Genomic DNA, 18573 nt, shown 5'->3' with positions numbered 1-18573 from the left:
TGCCCCCCCGGCCAATCCCTCGCCAGCGAACGAGACTCTTCATCTCGTCCGCCATCACGCGTTGTCGACTCAATGCTTCAACAACCAATCCGTCGTGCGCGGATTGAAATCGCTCAAACACTCCCAGTGGAACGCATGCCCTGCATCGTCATAAAGATGCAGCTCAGCCCCCGGAATTGCCGCCGCCACCTCTTCACTCATCCACCGCGGCGTGAACACATCGTTTTTCCCGCCAATCACCAACACCGGACAATCAAAACCCGCCAGATCATTCAATGTGTTGTGATTCATCGCCGCCGCCGCCTGGGCCTCCATCGCATGCACCGGCTGGGGTGCTGCACCAATCGCCGCATCCGCCAACCCCTGCTTCATATTGTCCCAGCAATCATCATTATCAAACCAAGGCTTCGTGAAGATCAGCATCTGCACGTAATGCATAAAATCCTCCGGACGCATCGTCGCCTTGCACTTCATCATGTGCTGCCAGGTGTAAATCCCAAATCGGTCCTGCCGTGCCCAGGTGCACATCAAAATCGCGCTCTTCACCTTGCCCGGATGCCGCAGCGCCAGTTGTTGCGCAATCACGCTCCCCAACGAACACCCCACCACCCGCGCCGACTCAATCCCCAGCTCATCCATTAATCCCGCATAATCATCCGCCATCATCGCCGTCGTATACGGCCCTTCCGGTTTGTCCGTCAAACCCACGCCACGGTTGTCGCCCAAAATGCACCGAAAATGCTTCGACCACTCCGCCGCATGCGCCTCCCAAACCCCACCCGGTGCCGTCACCCCCATGATGCAAATGAGCGGCTCCCCTTCACCGCGTTCGTCATAATACATGTTGATCCCGTTAGTCTTGATGTGTGGCATGCTGTGCTGTGTGGTTTGGTTGGTAAAAAAATGTCCTCTCAAGTCCTAGCGGACCCTCCCCCCCTTGCCAAGCGTAAATTCCAACGCGTTCTGCTCGGTTCGATTTCACGAACGGAAGAAAGCGGAGGTCAAGTTGGCGCACGGCATGGGGTTTATCGACCTTTCCAAGGCAGAAAAAGCGATCAAACGCATGGAAAACATGATCAAATTCTGCAAACCTCGGGCCGATCTCATTCAGAGGACTTTGAAACGACCACAACACATGAATGCACAACAAACTCGATCATCAGTTCGATTCGTCAGCAGTTTTTGCGTCGACAATGCTATTTCAGCGATATGAAAGGTCACCAATTTAAGAATCTGACAAACTTGTCACCGGGAATCAATTTTGGTGATCTCTCGGTGTGGGAAAAGATTAAAGGTTTGGAGGAAAATATTCCCGGGTTAGTCCGTGATTATGTGAAAACAGGACTCCCCAGTTGTAGCGTCGACTCTGACGGATTGGAGCTTCTTGGCAGCACTCGTTTTGTCGAACACAACACCAAGTATTCGCCCGCGATATTTATTCGCCCATTGGGTTTCTGGACGATCGCAACCACTTTTGGTGGAGACGCATTCGTCGTTGACACAGAAAAAGGAGACGTATTGCTGGTTGATACAGGAATGCTCTTCTACGACAACGGAATTCCGACTGGCCTGGGTGCAGCCGGAAAAGAACCAATTACCAGAGACTTCGTGCTGAAAACATCACAGATAGAAGCTTCATCCTGGGTGGAATTTCTTAATATGATATAGAATCGGTGTGACGCGTTTAGCAACCGTCACGCTCACCTTCTTGATAGTTGTCTATCAAGCTGCAAGGAACGTGGCTTCGTTGCTGCCTCTCAGCCAACTTGGCGATGAGATCGGAATCATCTGCAAGACTGGGCATAAGTGGCTGACTCTCTTTTCCGAGTAGATTGAGGAAGCTCAGAGTGAGTTGCATCGCGCATCGCGTTGAGGTGCCGTCTACGCGCCCCCCCCTCACACGACCACCACCTCAATCCCCAAATTCTCCAGCGCCTGCCGCGCCTCTGTCGCCAAACCTTCATCCGTGATCACCGTCTGCACCGACGTCATCGGTGCCACACGGATAAACCCCGACGTCTCCCACTTGCTCGAATCCATCAGTAACGTCACCCGCCGCGCACTCTTCATCATCGCCCTCTTAATTTGCGCAATCTCCACATTGGTATCCGTCAGCCCGTTCTCCAAATCCGCCGCCTGCGCGCCAAGAAACAACTGATCCACCAACAAATCCTTCAGCATCCCTTCCGCCATCGAACCCAGCGTGCTGCCCGAATCCCCACCCACCACACCGCCCAACATCATCACCCGCGCATCTGTCGACGCCGTCGCCGCCAAGGCCACATTCAAGGCATTCGTCACGATGGTCAGCCCGTTCACCCGGGACAAATGACGGACCATCTCCACCACCGTCGTTCCCGCATCCAGCAACAACGAACTCCCCGACGCCACCCGACTCGCCGCCGCCGCCGCAATGCGCCTTTTTGAATCCACATTCAACCCCGCCCGCAGTTCCATCCCCGGCAACGTCGTTACCGTCCGCGTCTGACCGGATGGCAACGCACCGCCACGATCACGCATCAGTCGCCCCTCGCCTTCCAACTGATCCAGATCGCTGCGAATCGTCACCTCAGACACCCCAAACCGCGCCGCCAGATCCACCACCCGCATCGATCCACGCCCATGCACCAGCTCCACAATCTGACCACGCCGCTGCGCCGTCATCGGAGCCAAATCATTGCCCTCACCCGCTTTTGAAGATTTCGGTCGCCCAGATTTCATAAGTTAACGAAGCCGTAATGAAAGTATTCGCAAGGCTTAATCGCATTATTTTTGAAAGTTTTCGAAATATAAGCTCGACATTTTTCGTAAATTTTCGCAAACTTTCATTAATCCACGAAATTACCCATGAAAATCGTCGCCCTTACCTCCTGCCCCACTGGCATCGCCCACACCTACCTGGCGGCTGAAGCCCTCAAGAAAACCGCCCAAGTCATGGGTCACAGCATCGCCGTCGAAACCCAGGGTTCCATCGGTGCTGATCACCTCCTCACCGAAACGCAAATCGCCGAAGCCGATGTCGTCATTCTCGCCACCGACATCAAAGTCGACCTCGCCCGATTCACCGGCAAACCCCAAATCGAAGTCCCCATCAGCGAAGCCATCCGCGACACCCGCAATCTTCTTGAGAAAGCCATCGCTTTAGTTCCGACTCCCGCCCCTGTTGCGGTGCCCGTCCCCGCCCCCGAACCCGTCGCCTTCGAGAAAAAACGCTTCGTCGCCATCACCGCCTGCCCCACCGGCATCGCCCACACCTTCATGGCCGCTGAAGCCCTCCAAAAAGCCGCCAAAGCCCTCGGACACGACATCAAGGTCGAAACCCAGGGCTCCGTCGGCTCCAAAAACACCCTGACCACCGAAGACATCGCCAACGCCGACGCCGTGGTCATCGCCGCCGAAACTAAGGTCGACACCGCCCCCTTTGCTGGCAAACGCCTGTTTATGACAAGCACCAAACACGCCATGCACAACGGTCGCGAAGTCCTCCAAACCGCGCTCGCCCAGCCCCTAGCTTCCGGCACCGACCTCACCTCCGCCGTCGACCAGGCCAAAGCCTCCCGATCCGCCCAACGCACCGGACCCTACAAACACCTCATGACCGGCGTCTCTTACATGCTGCCCCTGGTCATCGCTGGCGGACTTGCGATCGCCCTTGCGTTTGCTTTCGGAGGCATCTACGCCGGTGACCAGGAAGGCACCCTCGCCGCCGCCCTGAGTCAAATTGGCGGAGGCACCGCCTTCCACCTCTTCGTCGCCGTTTTCTCCGGCTTCATCGCCTTTTCCATCGCGGACCGACCCGGCATTGCCCCCGGCATGGTCGGTGGACTCCTCGCTCAAAATCTCGGTGCCGGATTCCTCGGCGGCATCATCTCTGGATTCATGGCCGGCTATCTCACCAAATTTCTCGCCGAGAAAATCAAACTCCCCAACACCCTCGAGGGCCTCAAACCCGTCCTCATCCTCCCCTTCCTCTCCACCGTCATCATCGGCCTGTTGATGATCTACATCGTCGCCCCACCCGTGCAGATCGTGCTCGACGCCATGACCACCTGGCTCAACGGCATGCGCGGCACCAACGCTGCCCTCCTGGGCATCATCCTCGGTTCCATGATGGCGTTTGACATGGGCGGACCCATCAACAAAGCCGCCTACACTTTTGCCGTCGGACTCCTCGCCAGCAAAGTCTACACTCCCATGGCCGCCGTCATGGCCGCTGGAATGACCCCACCCCTCGGACTCGCCCTCGCCGCCTTCCTGTTCAAGAGCCGTTTCGACGCCGAAGAACGCGGAGCCGCTGCCCCCGCTCTGGTGCTCGGCATGTCCTTCATCACCGAAGGTGCCATCCCTTTTGCCGCCAAAGATCCCCTGCGCGTCATCCCCGCCCTCGTCCTCGGTTCCGCCGTCGCCGGAGCCATCACCATGGTCGGCGGTGTGCAGCTTCTCGTTCCCCACGGCGGCATCTTCGCCTCCCTCATTCCCGGTGCCGTCACCCATCTCCTCAACTACCTCGCCGCCATCGTCATTGGCACCGTCGTCACCGCCGGCACCATGTATTTCCTCAAACGCCCGATCACCACGGCCCCCGCGACCGCCGCCTAATCCCAACCGCCTTCCTCTTTCCTTCCATGATCTCCCTCGCTTCACAAAACGTCCGGCTCAACGCCACCGCGAAAACCAAAGAAGACGCCATCCGCGCTGCCGGACAACTCCTCGTCGAATGCGGCCACATCGCCCCCGGCTACATCGACAGCATGCTCGGCCGCGAGCAACAGGCCAACACCTACCTCAGCCACGGCATCGCCATCCCCCACGGCATGCCCCAGCATCGCGACCTCATCCAAAAAACCGGCGTCTGCGTCATTCAGATTCCCGCCGGCGTCTCCTGGCAAAACGGCGAAACGGTTCACCTCATCGTCGGCATTGCCGCCAAATCCGACGAACACCTCGGCATCCTCGCCGCTCTCACCGATGTCCTCGACGACCCCGCTGCCGCCGGCCGGCTCGCCAACACCGACAACCCCGAAGACATCGTTGCCGCCCTCACCCGACAGGCCCCCAAAGGCGCCATCACCCAGGGCCTTGTCAACGCCCGCGAAATCACCCTCAACCTCCTCGAAGGTGCCGGACTCCACGCCCGCCCCGCCCTCGCTTTTGCCGAAGTCGCCCAGCAATACCACTGCGCCGTGCGCGTCGTCTACAATGGCAAAGTCGCCAACGGCAAAGCCATGGCCTCGCTCCTCAAACTCGGCGTTCCCGGCAACGGCAGCATCACCATCCAGGCTGAAGGCAGCGACGCCGACGCCGCCCTGCAGGCTCTACGCAGCGCCATTGCCGCCGGTCTCGACGACGAACCCCATCAAACCGAAGACCTCGCCCCCCTCACCATCCCCCACTGGAAGCCCGCCACCGAACTTCAATCCTTCACCGGCGTTTCCGCCTCCCCCGGCCTCGCCATCGGCCCCCTCCATCTGTTCCAGCCCACCACCCTGCGCGTCATCCAAAAAGGCGACACCCCCAAAGCCGAGATCCAGTTCCTCATCAATGCCCTGCACGAAGCCGACGCCCAGCTCGAAGACATTCACGAATCCGTCAACACCCGCAGCGGCAAAAACCAGGCAGCCATCTTCCGCGCCCATCAAGCCCTTCTCAAAGACGAGGAACTACTCGATGCCGTCGAACAACACATCCACACCGGCAACAGCGCCGCCTGGTCCTGGCAGCTGATCATCCAACAACGCGTCGACGAAATGAAATCGCTCGCCGACGAACGAATCGCCGCCCGCGCCGTCGACCTCCACGATGTCGGCCAACGTGTCCTCCGCGCCCTCGCCGGAGCCACCCACGCCGAACTCATCCTTCCCGATCACCCCGTCATTCTCGTCGCCGACGACCTCACGCCCTCCGACACCGCCCGACTCGACCCCACCCGCGTGCTCGGCCTCTGCACCGCCCTGGGCGGCCCCACCTCCCACACCGCCATCATCGCCCGTTCCCTCGACATCCCCGCCATCGTCGGAACCGGACCCGCCATCCTCGAACTCAAAAATCAAGCGGTCTGCATCATCGACGGCAGCGCCGGCCAACTGCATCTCCACCCCACCACCGCCGACCTCGAATCCGCCGAAGCCTTCCGCCACGACCTCCACTCCCAGCGCGAAACCGAAAATCAAACCCGCTACCAGCCCGCCATCCTCACCGACGGCCACCGCGTCGAAATCGTCGCCAACATCGGCAAAGCCGCCGAAGCAGCCGCCGCCGTCGAAGCCGGAGCCGAAGGCATCGGCCTCCTGCGCACCGAATTCCTCTTCCTCGATCGCGAATCCGCCCCCACCGAAGACGAGCAATACGCCGCCTACACCGAGATGATCCGCGCCCTCAACGGCCTTCCCCTCATCATCCGCACTCTCGACATCGGCGGCGACAAAGTCCTACCCTATCATCCCCTCGCCAAAGAAGACAACCCCTTCCTCGGCGTCCGCGGCATCCGTCTTTGTTTGCGCGAACCCGACCTCTTCCTCCCCCAACTCCGCGCCATCTATCGCGCCAGCCAAAACGGACCCGTCAAGATCATGTTCCCCATGATTGCCACCCTCGAAGACTGGCATGCCGCCTGCGAAGTCGCCGAAAAAGTCCGTCTGGAGATCGGTGCCGATCCCGTCGACATGGGCATCATGATTGAAGTCCCCTCCGCCGTGCTCATGGCGGCTGAATTTGCCAAAGAAGTCGACTTCTTTTCCATCGGCACCAACGACCTCACCCAATACACCCTGGCCATGGACCGCATGCATCCCGCCCTCGCCAAAAACGTCGACGGCCTCCATCCCGCCGTCCTGCGTCTCATCGACCAAACCGTCCGTGCCGCCACCAAAGAAAACAAATGGGTCGGCGTCTGCGGCGGTGTCGCCGGTGATCCCCTCGGAGCCCTCATCCTCACCGGCCTGGGCGTCACTGAACTCAGCATGTCCCTCCCCAGCATCGCCGCCGTCAAAGCCCGCCTCCGCACCACTTCCAAAGCCAAAACCCAATCCCTTGCCCAAAAGGCCCTCACTCTCTCCACCGCTTCCGAGGTTCGCGCGCTAGCTTAAAATCGTCCTCGTCCTCCTACTCGAACTCGTCCTCGACACCCCTCGCCAAACAAACACTCACCATCCCCAACTAACCCAACGCACTCTACTCTTACTCCTCCTCCTACTCCTACTCCCCACTCCAATCTCCATCCGAGGACGAGGACGATGCAGCCACATTCAGCCTCCCCCATTTTAGCCTTTATCCCTTATCCTTTATCCTTTCTATGCTTGCCTCTGTCACCATCACCCTAAATCCCGCCATCGACCGCACGGTCCTCATCCCCGGCTTCACCGCCGGAGCCACCAACCGCGTTGAATCCATGCACAGCCACGCCGGTGGCAAAGGCATCAACGTTGCCTCCGCGCTCTCCGACCTCGGCCATCGTGTCGCTGTCAGCGGCTTCCTCGGACACGACAACACCGCCATCTTCGAACGACTCTTCATCGCCAAAAAACTCGAAGACCGTTTCGTCCGCATCCCGGGCAGCACCCGCCAGTGCATCAAGATCTCCCACTCCGAACAGTCCGAAATCACCGAGGTCAACTTCCCCGGCCTTACCCCGAGTCCCAACGACATCGAATTCTTTCAAGCCATGGTGGGTGCCCTCGACGCCCAATGGTTTGTCCTCTCCGGCAGCATCCCTGAAGGCGTCAGCGCCGACATCTACCAGCACCTCATCCGCACCCTCCGCGCCCGCAATAAAAAAATCCTCCTCGATACCAGCGGCGAACCTTTCGCCCTCGCCCTCGAAGCCGTCCCCCACATCATCAAACCCAACCTCCACGAACTCTCCACCTTCGTCGGCAAACCCTTAAAAACTGACGCCGAAATTCTCGAAGCCACCCACCCCCTCCTCGACCTCGGCATCGAACTCATCATCGTTTCCCTCGGTGCCGAAGGAGCCCTGTTCATCACCAAAACCCAAACCCTCAAAGCCACCCCACCTCAAGTCAATGTCCGCAGCACCGTCGGCGCCGGTGATGCCATGGTCGCCGGAATCATCTCCGCTCAACTTCAAAACCTCGACCTCGAAACCACCGCGCGACTCGCCACCGCCTGTTCCCTCGACGCCATCCAACAACTCGGACCCGGCCTCAATTCCCGGCAATCCGTCGATCAATACCGCGATCAAGTCACCATAATCCACCACCACTAACCACCCTCATCATTAACCGTGGACTGCGGCAGCCTGCTGCCGCTGTAAGTCCCGCAGCCTGCTGCGGCAACTAGGGCCACCACCTCGCAGCAAGCTGCTTCGAACCCCAGCGGCAGCAGGCTGCCGCACTCCGCAGTTTCACCTGCCTAGCCACCGCTTCGCCCAAATCCAAACCATCATCACCATGAAAATACCAACCATCCTCCTCATCCTCACCACCACAATCTCCCTCCAAGCCGGCGATCCCAAAGCCCCAATCCAAACTCAACCACCCCCACCCACCTCCTGGGCCGACGGCAAATACTTCACCGGCAACTGGGGCGGATTCCGCGATGACCTCGAAGCCAACGGCCTCAGCATCGACTCCTACTACGTCAACAACCTCGCCGGCAACGTCTCCGGCGGTTTCGATCAAGGCACCGAATACGCCGACAACTTCTATCTCGGCTTCCACTTCGACCTCGAAAAAATGTTCTCATGGGACGGTGCCTCCTTCCTCATCAGCACCATCAACCGCGCAGGACGCAGCATCACCTCCGAATACGTTGGCAGCCAGTTCGACTCCATGCAAGTCGTCGGTGGCCAAACCATTTTCCTCTACCAAGTCGTCTACGAACAAAAATTCGCCGATGACCGCGCCTCCCTGCGCATCGGCCGATTCGGAGCCTCCGATGACTTCAACACCAGCCCCCTCTACGGCTACTACATGAGCAACGCCTTCGACGGCAACCTGCGCGCCGTGCTCTTCAACACCCAGTTCTCCGCCTATCCCTTCGCCACCTGGGCCGCGCGCTTGCGCCTCGACCCCACGCCCGAAACCAACTTCCAAATCGGCGTCTTCCAGGCCCAGGACGACGTCTTCGACCGCAACAATCACGGTCTCGACTTCGGCGTTGAGTCCGACGACGGCGTCTGGCTCATCGCCCAGCTCGGTTGGACCCCCATCTTCGGCGGCGACGAAAATACCGGCCTTCCCGGCCACTACTGGTTCGGTGCCTACTACTCCCCTTGGGACGGCTTCAGCCAGTTCAAAAGCACCGAAACCACCGACGGCTCCTACGGCTTCTACGTCCACGGCGATCAAATGGTTTACCGCGAACAATCCGGTTCCGACCAGGGCCTCACCCTCTGGACCGCCTTCACCCATGACCCCAACGAAAACATCGCCATCATGCCCTGGCAGCTCAACGTTGGAGCCGTCTATCGCGGCCTCATCTCCGGACGCGACACCGACGCCACCATCCTCGGCCTCGCTTATGGCAAATTCGGCGACGACTACGCCGATGTGGTTGAATCCCGTGGCGATGGTCGCCCTAAACACGAAATCATTCTTGAAGCCGCCTACCGTTACGAGTTCACCAAGTTCGCCTATGTCCAACCCGGCCTCCAATACGTCATCCGTCCCGGCGGCACGGGTCGCATCGGCGACGCCCTCGTCCTCGGCGTTCAGATGGGCATCAAATTCTAGAACAACCTGCGCGAGTCCGGCATCTCTGTTCGCTGGAATCGGTGCCCTGCACACAACTTCGCTTCCAACTAAAAAACCCCCATCTCAAACAATCCAGTGAATCCTGTCTTGGAATTTCGCACATGCCGTTCAATATGCTCCCATGCCGGACAAAGAACCCGTCCCCAATCCAACTGAACCTGAAATCACGCCTGCTCCGGCACCCGCCGGGCCGGCCCTTCCCCGTGTGTTGATCGCGGACCAAAGCCTGCCCAACCGACGTCTCATTACCGAGATCCTCACTTCTTTCCACAAGTGCGAGGTCGACGCCGCCTCCAGCGCTGAACACGCTTTCGAACGTATCCTTCAACATCCCTACGATCTCTTCATCTTCGCGTTTACCCTTCCCGACATGAGCGGCCTGCTTCTTGATCGCCTCGCCGCCCGTGTCCACACCCTCATCCACACCTCCAAAGCGACCGCCCCCTCCGTCATCTTCCTTGTCCCCACCAACGAAACCGCCGCCTACAAAGAAACCCAACGCGACGCCCGCACCCGTGGCTCCGTGCCGCTTCCCCTCAGCCTCGATGTCCTCATGACCCTCGTCGGCCCTCTCCTCCCTTCAAAAATGTAATTTCGGTCAATGACCCCGCCCAATCCGCCCATCACCCAGGTCAAAATCTGCGGCGTCACCCAGCCGGGCCAGGCGCAGGCCATCGCCGAACTCGGTGCCGACTACCTGGGCATCAACTTCTGGCCCCATTCCAAACGTTATCTCCCCTGGAAAACCGCCGCCACCTGGTTGCCCGACCTGCCCCCGACCATCAAACCCGTCGGGGTCTTCGTGAACCCCGATGTCGATCTCTTGTTGGAAATCGCCGATACTGGCCTCCTTCACGCCTTTCAGCTCCACGGCGATGAATCCGCCCCCTTCTGCCACGAACTCCAGCGTCGAGGGCTGACCATCATCAAAGCCTTTCAAGTCCGCAATCCCAGCACTCTCGATCTCGTCTCCACGTTTCAAGTTCACGACATCCTCCTCGATGCCTACCACCCCAGCGAACGCGGCGGTCTCGGTCACACTTTCCCTTGGGAACTCGCCCAAAACTTCCGCACCCGCCAGCCCGATCATGCCCTCTGGCTTGCCGGTGGCCTCACCCATGAAAACGTCAACAATGCCGTGCGCGGTGTAAGACCCGCCGTTGTCGATGTCGCAAGTGGGGTTGAAGACGACCAGCCAGGCATCAAAAACCTGCAAAAAGTGATGCTTTTCCTGCAATCCGCAAGAAACCCCTAGCCCGCCAGTTACCAAAAAGCTTCAATCCATTTTGTTTACCCATGAAGCTTCTTCCACTCCTCCTTCTCGGCCTCACCAGCCTCTCCGCCCACGCAGCCACCCCACCCGAAGGCTTCACTCCACTTTTCAACGGCAAAGACCTCAGCGGATGGCGCGGCGGCAGCACCTACGACCATCGCAAACTTCTCGAACTCCCCGAAGCCGAACGCGACGCGCAGATCCAGAAATGGACAGCCAGCATGACCGCCACCAACGAAAAAACCGGCATCCCCCACTGGCGCGTCGAAAACGAAGAACTCATCAACGACGGCTTCGGCGACTACGCCACCACCGAAAAAGACTACGGCAACTTCGAACTGCACCTCGAATACAAAACCGTTCCCCTAGCCGACAGCGGCATCTACCTCCGCGGTGTCCCCCAGGTCCAAATCTGGGACAGCACCGAATCCGACGAAAAAGCCGTCTCCCTCGGCAAACCCAAAGGCTCCGGCGGCCTCTGGAACAACTCACCCGGCACCTCCGGCAAAGATCCCCTCGTCAAAGCCGACAAACCCTTCGGCGAATGGAACCAGTTCCGGATTCACATGATCGGCAGCCGCGTCAGCATCTGGCTCAACGACCAGCTCGTCGTCGATCACGCCATCCTCGAAAACTACTACGACAAAAAACTGCCCGCCGACCAGCAACGCCCCGTCCCCGCCAAAGGTCCCATCCAGCTGCAAACCCACGGCGGCGAAATTCGCTGGCGCAACGTCTTCGTCCGCGAAATCCCCAACGCCGAAGCCGTCGAATACCTGCGCAGCAAAACCCCTCAATCCGCCCAATCCATCTTCAACGGCAAAGACCTCACCGGTTGGGCAGGCGATGCCGAAAACTACGAAATCATCGACCAGTCCATCCGCTGCAAAGCCGGCAAAGGCGGCAACCTTTATTGGAACACCGAGCTCTCCGACTTCACCGCCCGCCTCGAATTCCTCCTCCCTCCCGCCGGCAACAACGGACTCGCCATTCGTTATCCCGGCAAAGGCGGTCCCGCTTATGAGGGCATGACCGAGATCCAAATCCTCGACGACAATTACGACAAAATCAAAGGCCCCATCAAACCCCAGCAGGTCCACGGCTCCGCCTATGGTCTCGCCGTCGCCCAACGCGGTTATCAATTTCCCATCGGCGAATGGAACCATCAAACAACCACCGTCAAAGGCAGCACCATCAACGTCGAACTCAACGGCGTCCCCATCCTCAACACCGACCTTTCCAAAATCGACCCGTCCACCTTCATGGACAACAAACCCCATCCCGGCCTCAACCGCTCCTCCGGCTACTTCGGCTTCGCCGGCCACAACGACCCCGTAGCCTTCCGCCAGATCACCATCGAAAAACCGTAGCCGGCGACCGTCCTAGAATTTCCCGCGACTTCCCATCATCTCCGCACGGCATCCGCTGGACTCGTCAATCGGTTCGACATTACGATGGCACCGTCATTCCGAGCGAGGATCCTTTTCATCGTCCCATTTACTCGTGCTCTGTCATTCCACTGGAACCTGCCGAAGAGGGAACCGACCGGCGTGCCGTCGATGATGGGTATGTTTCCATCACCCCTTTACGGCTTGATCTGACGGATCACGCGGCGCTTGATAAACTGGCTGCGTCGTCATCGTGGAACGGTAACTGAAACCAGCCCCGCTAGCGACGCCTGCAGCATGGTTTTCAGTGATGAGCTGCTGCGACGTCAGATCGCCCCAGGTGACCGGCCGAGAGGATTGCTCGGATCGGTTCGGGTTCGATTGATCCAACCAGAAGCAAGTTCAGCAGCGATCCTTTCATGGGCTCACCTGTCGGCTATGACTTGTAGGTGCATTGGCATCTTCTGCTGACGATGGCGAACCCATATCGGAGTCGATGTCGGCGACAGAATGAACCCTGAATTGGCGAAGAAGATGAGCAGCACGAACAACGCATCGACGGGCAAGGTTGAGGTGAAGGTGGATGACTTGTTGCCCGAGGAGATCGCCCGCAAGGCGGAGACATTTTTTGCCCGCAAGGCTGGTGTGAAAACGCCCAATTTGTGGGTGCTGGCGACGCTGGCAGGTGCATACATTGGCTTTGGTTCGATTTTCTCCCAGGTGGTTCTCGCAGGCGGGGCAGATCTCCCTTTCGGCGTGCGGCAAGGACTCTGTGGGATGGCATTTTCATTGGGATTGATCCTGGTGGTGGTGGGAGGAGCGGAATTGTTCACCGGCAATACGATGATGGTGATCCCTCGTGCTCAGGAGCGCGCAACGGCGGTCGAAGTGTTGTCAGCGTGGGCTTGGGCTTATGGAGGTAATTTTGTGGGCTCCGTGCTCATCGTGATGCTGTTTGTGCTGGCAGGTGGGCATACTGCGGGAGATGGTCAGGTGGGGCTTGCCGCTTTGGAGACAGCGCAACGCAAAGCGGGGTTGACTGCGGGAAGCGCTCTGGCATCCGGCATTTTGGCAAACATGCTGGTGTGTCTTGCGGTGTGGTTGAGCCTGAGTGCACGAGCCACTCAAGGAAAAATTTTCGCCATTGTATGGCCAATCACCGCGTTCGTAGCGTGTGGGTTTGAGCACTCGGTGGCCAATATGTCCCTGATTCCAATGGGGCTCATGATCCTGGCCTTTGCAGACCAGGCCTTTTGGCTTGCGGCGGGAGTGGAACCCACCGCGTTCACTGATCTAACCGCAACCGGGTTTTTATGGAATCTCTTGTGGTCAACGACTGGCAATATCATTGGGGGAGGTTTGATTGGCATGGCCTATTGGTCAGTCTTCCGGCGGGGCAAATAGCAACACTGTCTGCTTCAATTCGGCGGTATCGACGGGAAGACCACGGTTACTTCCATCATGAAGTTCGGCGGACAATTCATCGAACGTTGGTGTTAACTGTTCCGTTGCCCTTCTCTGCCGGAAGAGGGCAAGACCTTGATGCAGACAATGATCCCCCACATCGGACTCGGGTTATCATCAGGCAGGCGACCGATTGATGCATCGGGTCGGGTTGATGCACGCCCACTAATGCAGGGCGGACGATATAAATGGATAACAAGGGGCCGCTTAAACTTATTTCACACCACGCAGCCGATGAAAGACCCAAATCTTGAAAAAGTGAAAAAAGACAAGTCCGTAAGCGGCTGCCTCATTTTGGTATGCCTGCTGTTTGCGGTCATTGTAGGAGCAGTGCTGTGGACGATGGTTTCTGGAAAAGCCGCGCCTGGCGGCGGAGGGACCACGGGACTGGATCGCAAGGAGCCCACCAAGGACAATGTAACCCCGTGAATGGAGACCCATGAGATGAACTCGACACCGCACAACCAACCCGGGGAGAATTCCCCTCGCCCGAGACTGACATGGATCATCAGCGGGGCGCTGTTGATCATCGTAGGGGTGCTGTTCATGCTTACCATCGCGCTAAGTGCCATCGGCATCGTGATGATGATTGGCGGAGGAGCTTTGATCGTGGCGGCCTTCATTTCCCGCGGAGGGCGTCAGATCAGGAATGAGGCAGAGCATCGCGAAGAGCAAGGCGGCTCATGATTTTCCTGCACAGCATGCCATGCAACCTGCCTGAATTCTCAATCCACCCTCCTCTGTGACCTGTCCCTTCCCGAGCACCATGAAGGAGGGTCGCTGGCAGGGAAAGATTCGGCGGTGGCTTCATCCATGCGATCGTCATCATCGGCGGGTCCAATAGGATAGACCGCTCTCTCAACTCTCCCTCCGCAGAGAACCTCCGACGTTTCGGAATGTCCCGCTGGCCGCGCCCTGGCGACACCCATCAATATCTCGTTCAATTCCTGAATGTGAAAAGGTTTGATGAGGTGCCTTTGAAATCCCGCCTGTTTACTCTGACTGAGATCGTTGGCGGTTCCGAAACCACTGATGGCGATGGGATACACGGAGGCAGGAAGTCGTGCCCGTCTTAGCAGTTGCCAGCCAGTCCCGTCCGGAAGACCAATGTCAGAAATCCACACATCCAGTTGATTGACAGGCAACGCGGCCAACGCATCCTTCATGCAACACGCCTGCTGCACATGATGGCCGAGGTGTCGCAAGTAGCGGCCAAGAACGCGAGCCGTATCGGGATCGTCCTCTACCAAAAATATACTCAGCACCTCCGCCTGAGTGTTTGCAGGAGTTAGATTCATCAACTCGGATTCGGGCTGCATGCATGGGGTGGCCGCCTGAGAGCCAGGTAGGGAGGTGACGCTGCATTGATTCAAGAGATGAGCGGGAAGGAGACGGTAAATGTGCTCCCTCTGCCGTGGCCTTCACTGTGGGCCTTCAACTTACCGCCGTGTGCGTCAATGGTGACTTTTGAAATGGCGAGACCAAGGCCCAGTCCGCCATAGTTTTGATTGATGGTGGAATCGGCCTGGACGAAGGGTTTGAAAATTTTTTCGAGATGGTGCCCATCAATGCCGATACCTGTATCGGTTACCGTCACGCAAATGTGTTCATTCGCCTCAACGTAGGTGCTCACTCTGATTTCCTTTCCCGCCGGCGTGAATTTGACAGCGTTTTTTAACAGGTTCCAAAAGACCTGCTGGAGCCGGTCAAAGTCGCCCTTGATTCGAGAGCGCGGGGCTTTGAGATGGACTTCGAGCCGGTGGTTTTTTTGTTCAAAATCGGACGCACACACTTCAAGGGCGTTTTTCACTGCCTCGTGCAAATCAAGCGGTTGGTTGGCCATGCTGAGCGAACCACGGTTGATGTGAGTAAGGTCAAGCAGATCATTGATAAAGCGGGTTTCAAGGAGCACATTTCGTTCGATCATGCCCAGCGTTTCCTTGACGTCGCGAGAAAGATCCGGGTCGCCCAGCAGGGACTGCACGGCAATCAGGATGGGTGTCAATGGCGTGCGTAGTTCATGCGACAGCACCGCGATGAAGCGCTCCTTGACCTTGTCGGCCTCCTCGGCAACGCGACGGGCCTCTTCAGTGGCCCGCAGGGAGGTTTCCAACTCTTCGCGCGATTTGAGCAAGGCTTCCTCCGCCTTTTTTCGTTCGGTGAGGTCAATGAAAAACAGGGCGTCTTCGTCGTCGAAGATGCTGGTGCCGGTTGACAGCGCCCACCAAAGGCTGCCGTCCCTGCGCTGGAACTGCCTCTCGAAAGTGGCAAGATGTGGCTTCTGATTTGACCCTGCGTCGGGGATCACGCCTTCTCCTCTGCCGTTGTCGAGGACACCGGATGAAAAGAATGCCTGTGCCAAAATGCCTTCTTCGAAGTCGCTGCGAGAATAACCGCTCATCTGAAGGAAGGCATCATTGACATAGCTGATGCGACCGTTGTTTTTGAGGAACAAGATGCCGACAGTCTCGATCTCCACAGCGCGTTGCAGCCGATTCTTGAACCGACGGAGATCTTCAGCGGTGACTTTCAGTTCAATGAGATCCGCCGCCTGCCGGGCAAGGATGTCGGTGAGCCGAAGCTCGCGTGCTGCCGGTTTGCGAGGTTGTTTGAATTTGACGGAGAGAACACCCAACGGTTCTCCGCTGCGGCCACAAAGCGGGATGGAATGAATGGAGCGTATTCCGTGGGTTTGGAGTGCATCGCGTTGCCTTGCGAGATTGGGGTCCTGCTCGACATCTTCAACGACAATCCGCCGTCTCTCGTTCCAGGCACGCTTGCTGGTGGTGCTGACATCCTGACGTGAGAGCTCACCGAATCGGCTGAGATGTTCTGCTTCCACTCCTTGATGGGCAACAATCTCCAGCATTTCACTGTGCCGGTTCCACAGTTGTAACATGCCACAATCACCGGCCTGGATTTCGATGGCGGCCGAGAGGATCTGCTCAAAAAGGGGTTGTAGTTCGCAGGTGGCAATGAGTCGGTTGCTAAGATTTTGCAACCACTCCATGGCGGCGAGATCGGCATCCTTCTCCTTCTTCACCGCCTGGAATGCTTCCTCAAGTGACTTCAACGCGGTAATCTCGACGAAGTTCAGAACCACGCCTGCGCTGTTGTTCGCTGCGGACCGGTAGGGCAGCATCCGGGCGAGGAACCAGCGTCCATCGCGGCAGCGGATTTCGTGTTCGCTCACGCCCATCTGCTCCAGCACACGGGAGGCATCATCGACCATGCCACCGTAATCAAATTGATGGCGGAGTTCGGACAAGGGGCGGCCCACGTCGGTGTCGATCAGGCCAAACAATGCAACGGCAGATGGGGTATAGCGTTTGATGCGCAGTTCGCGATCAACAAAGATCGTCGCGATGTTGCTGGAGGCCATCAGGTTTTGAAGATCGCTGTTGCCCTGGGCAACCTCTTCGACCTTCAGCTTCAGATCTTTTTTGACGGTGGTGATCTCCTCGGTGATCGACTGCAGTTTTTCGCGACTGGTCTCCAACTCCTCAGTGCTTGACCGCAGCTCCTCATTCTTCGCCTGGAGTTCCTTGGTGAAGACTTTTAGTTCCTCAATGGAGGCTTCATATTTCTCCACGGTTTCACGCAATTTTCGTCTGACGCGTTCAAGCTCTTCCTCCAGACGGCTGACCACATCGCCCATCATGCTTGGTTTTGAGGCAATCCCCTGTTCTTCCTCCCCTTTTAACCCACTCGTGACAGTTGGGGCAGCACGATCAGGGGAGGTGTCGGGCAGGGATGGTTCGGTAGACATTTGGGCTGGTTGGGAACTTTTATCTATAAGTGGAGAAAGAATCTAATTAGGCGTCGGATCAGCCAGCGTCAGATTCACTCTTTGGCTGGTTGAGGGGCGGCGATCATCGACCGGGGAGGCGGATGGATGTCGATGTCAATCCGACCGTCGAGGACAAATCCCTCCTCCGCGAAGCCTGCATCAGAATGAAAATTTTCCCCCATTGCCAACTGGTGCAGATCCCTGGCGAGCCGCTGCATCTCCCTGCTCGAACTTAACCGCAATTTCTTCATGGCATGACCGCGATGGGTTTCTACGGTTTTGACGCTGACGCCAAGGCTGCGCGCAATGTCATGGCGCGACTTCCCCTCGCCCATAAATTCGAGAATCTGTCGTTGCCTGAGCGACAGCGAATCGAGCTTGGGCGCGGAAGGCGGCGTTTCGTCCTGCAGATTGATGATGATGTTTAAGAGAACATCGTCGCGCAGCGAGGGAGTTAGGTAAGTGCCCTGACTGCCAACGGTTTTTAAGGCGACCGTCAGTTCGTCCAAACCGTCGGACTTGCAAGCATATCCGCTGGCACCTGACTTGTAGGCTCGAGCCGCAAAAATGGCCTGATCATGCGTGGACAGCATCAGAAGTCGGACTGCAGGGCACCTTTCGGTGATGCATTTGGCCAAATCGAAACTGTCCAGATCGTGCAGATGGGCATCGAGAACTACCAGATCCGGCCGAAGATCGAGGCACATTTGCATGGCAACCGACCCCGATTCGGCCTCCCCGCATACCTTCATGGTAGGGATGCTCTCAACTAGGGCGCTTATGCCCAAACGAAAAGCCGCCTGCTCGTCCACGACCAAAACCAGGATCACATTCTTCTGATGTTCAAATGAAGTGTTTCGGCTCATGGTGCGGCAATCTTTTCTTAACTTTTTGGCCGCACGATTGTAGGTGAGCACTCCGAGGCATCATCTGATTTTGTCCTCC

At 57.9% G+C, this 18573-nt stretch carries 16 protein-coding genes; 11 read left to right on the top strand and 5 right to left on the bottom strand.

Translation table 11 applies throughout. From position 1 onward, the window contains the following. Positions 1 to 69 precede the first annotated feature (69 nt). Positions 70 to 873 carry an alpha/beta fold hydrolase gene (locus FEM03_RS07605; protein WP_138085601.1) on the bottom strand — a complete coding sequence of 268 codons (804 nt, stop codon included), beginning with the start codon at positions 871 to 873 and terminating at the stop codon, positions 70 to 72. Between FEM03_RS07605 and FEM03_RS07600 the strand changes: the two genes are divergently transcribed. Further along, entirely contained in the window at positions 865 to 1668 is an 804-nt protein-coding gene (locus FEM03_RS07600) for a hypothetical protein (protein ID WP_138085600.1), read from the top strand. The two genes, FEM03_RS07605 and FEM03_RS07600, sit on opposite strands and share 9 nt — an antisense overlap. Before the next feature lie 228 nt (positions 1669 to 1896). Here FEM03_RS07600 and FEM03_RS07595 read toward each other — a convergent pair whose 3' ends face one another. Further along, positions 1897 to 2721 (bottom strand): DeoR/GlpR family DNA-binding transcription regulator, encoded by an 825-nt coding sequence (locus FEM03_RS07595; RefSeq protein WP_240772699.1) that lies wholly within the window; start codon positions 2719 to 2721, stop codon positions 1897 to 1899. Between the two features lie 126 nt (positions 2722 to 2847). Between FEM03_RS07595 and FEM03_RS25770 the strand changes: the two genes are divergently transcribed. The 10 genes from FEM03_RS25770 (at position 2848) to FEM03_RS07545 (ending at position 14525) form a co-directional block, all read left to right on the top strand. After that, positions 2848 to 4599: a PTS fructose-like transporter subunit IIB gene (locus FEM03_RS25770; protein WP_138085599.1), complete on the top strand. Its 1752-nt coding sequence runs from the start codon at positions 2848 to 2850 to the stop codon at positions 4597 to 4599. 26 nt (positions 4600 to 4625) lie between these two features. Further along, positions 4626 to 7085 carry a phosphoenolpyruvate--protein phosphotransferase gene (gene ptsP / locus FEM03_RS07585; protein WP_138085598.1) on the top strand — a complete coding sequence of 820 codons (2460 nt, stop codon included), beginning with the start codon at positions 4626 to 4628 and terminating at the stop codon, positions 7083 to 7085. A 206-nt stretch (positions 7086 to 7291) separates the two neighbouring features. Beyond that, entirely contained in the window at positions 7292 to 8224 is a 933-nt protein-coding gene (pfkB, locus tag FEM03_RS07580; protein ID WP_138085597.1) for a 1-phosphofructokinase, read from the top strand. Between the two features lie 184 nt (positions 8225 to 8408). Continuing rightward, positions 8409 to 9692, top strand: coding sequence for a carbohydrate porin (locus FEM03_RS07575; RefSeq protein WP_138085596.1), 1284 nt, complete (start codon positions 8409 to 8411; stop codon positions 9690 to 9692). Between the two features lie 142 nt (positions 9693 to 9834). Then, positions 9835 to 10305 carry a response regulator gene (locus tag FEM03_RS07570; RefSeq protein ID WP_138085595.1) on the top strand — a complete coding sequence of 157 codons (471 nt, stop codon included), beginning with the start codon at positions 9835 to 9837 and terminating at the stop codon, positions 10303 to 10305. A 9-nt stretch (positions 10306 to 10314) separates the two neighbouring features. Continuing rightward, complete coding sequence (locus FEM03_RS07565; RefSeq protein WP_138085594.1) at positions 10315 to 10968, top strand: phosphoribosylanthranilate isomerase; 654 nt, start codon at positions 10315 to 10317, stop codon at positions 10966 to 10968. A 41-nt stretch (positions 10969 to 11009) separates the two neighbouring features. Continuing rightward, positions 11010 to 12356: a 3-keto-disaccharide hydrolase gene (locus FEM03_RS07560; protein ID WP_138085593.1), complete on the top strand. Its 1347-nt coding sequence runs from the start codon at positions 11010 to 11012 to the stop codon at positions 12354 to 12356. A 528-nt stretch (positions 12357 to 12884) separates the two neighbouring features. After that, positions 12885 to 13778, top strand: coding sequence for a formate/nitrite transporter family protein (locus FEM03_RS07555; protein ID WP_206170917.1), 894 nt, complete (start codon positions 12885 to 12887; stop codon positions 13776 to 13778). 294 nt (positions 13779 to 14072) lie between these two features. Then, the gene (locus tag FEM03_RS07550; RefSeq protein WP_138085592.1) at positions 14073 to 14267 is read left to right on the top strand and encodes a hypothetical protein; all 195 of its coding nucleotides are present in this window, start codon (positions 14073 to 14075) and stop codon (positions 14265 to 14267) included. A gap of 15 nt (positions 14268 to 14282) precedes the next feature. After that, the gene (locus tag FEM03_RS07545; RefSeq protein WP_138085591.1) at positions 14283 to 14525 is read left to right on the top strand and encodes a hypothetical protein; all 243 of its coding nucleotides are present in this window, start codon (positions 14283 to 14285) and stop codon (positions 14523 to 14525) included. A 38-nt stretch (positions 14526 to 14563) separates the two neighbouring features. Here FEM03_RS07545 and FEM03_RS07540 read toward each other — a convergent pair whose 3' ends face one another. From FEM03_RS07540 to FEM03_RS07530, 3 genes are all read right to left on the bottom strand, one after another. Continuing rightward, the gene (locus FEM03_RS07540; protein ID WP_138085590.1) at positions 14564 to 15157 is read right to left on the bottom strand and encodes a response regulator; all 594 of its coding nucleotides are present in this window, start codon (positions 15155 to 15157) and stop codon (positions 14564 to 14566) included. A gap of 50 nt (positions 15158 to 15207) precedes the next feature. Beyond that, positions 15208 to 17607, bottom strand: a complete 2400-nt coding sequence (locus FEM03_RS07535) for an ATP-binding protein (RefSeq protein ID WP_138085589.1) — start codon at positions 17605 to 17607, stop codon at positions 15208 to 15210. Positions 17608 to 17681: 74 nt separating this feature from the next. After that, positions 17682 to 18545, bottom strand: a complete 864-nt coding sequence (locus FEM03_RS07530; RefSeq protein ID WP_206170916.1) for a response regulator — start codon at positions 18543 to 18545, stop codon at positions 17682 to 17684. Between the last annotated feature and the right edge of the window lie 28 nt (positions 18546 to 18573).

Source organism: Phragmitibacter flavus (assembly GCF_005780165.1).
In the GTDB taxonomy this organism is placed as follows: Bacteria; Verrucomicrobiota; Verrucomicrobiia; order Verrucomicrobiales; family Verrucomicrobiaceae; genus Phragmitibacter; species Phragmitibacter flavus.
This window is presented reverse-complemented; position numbering and strand designations above follow the sequence as displayed.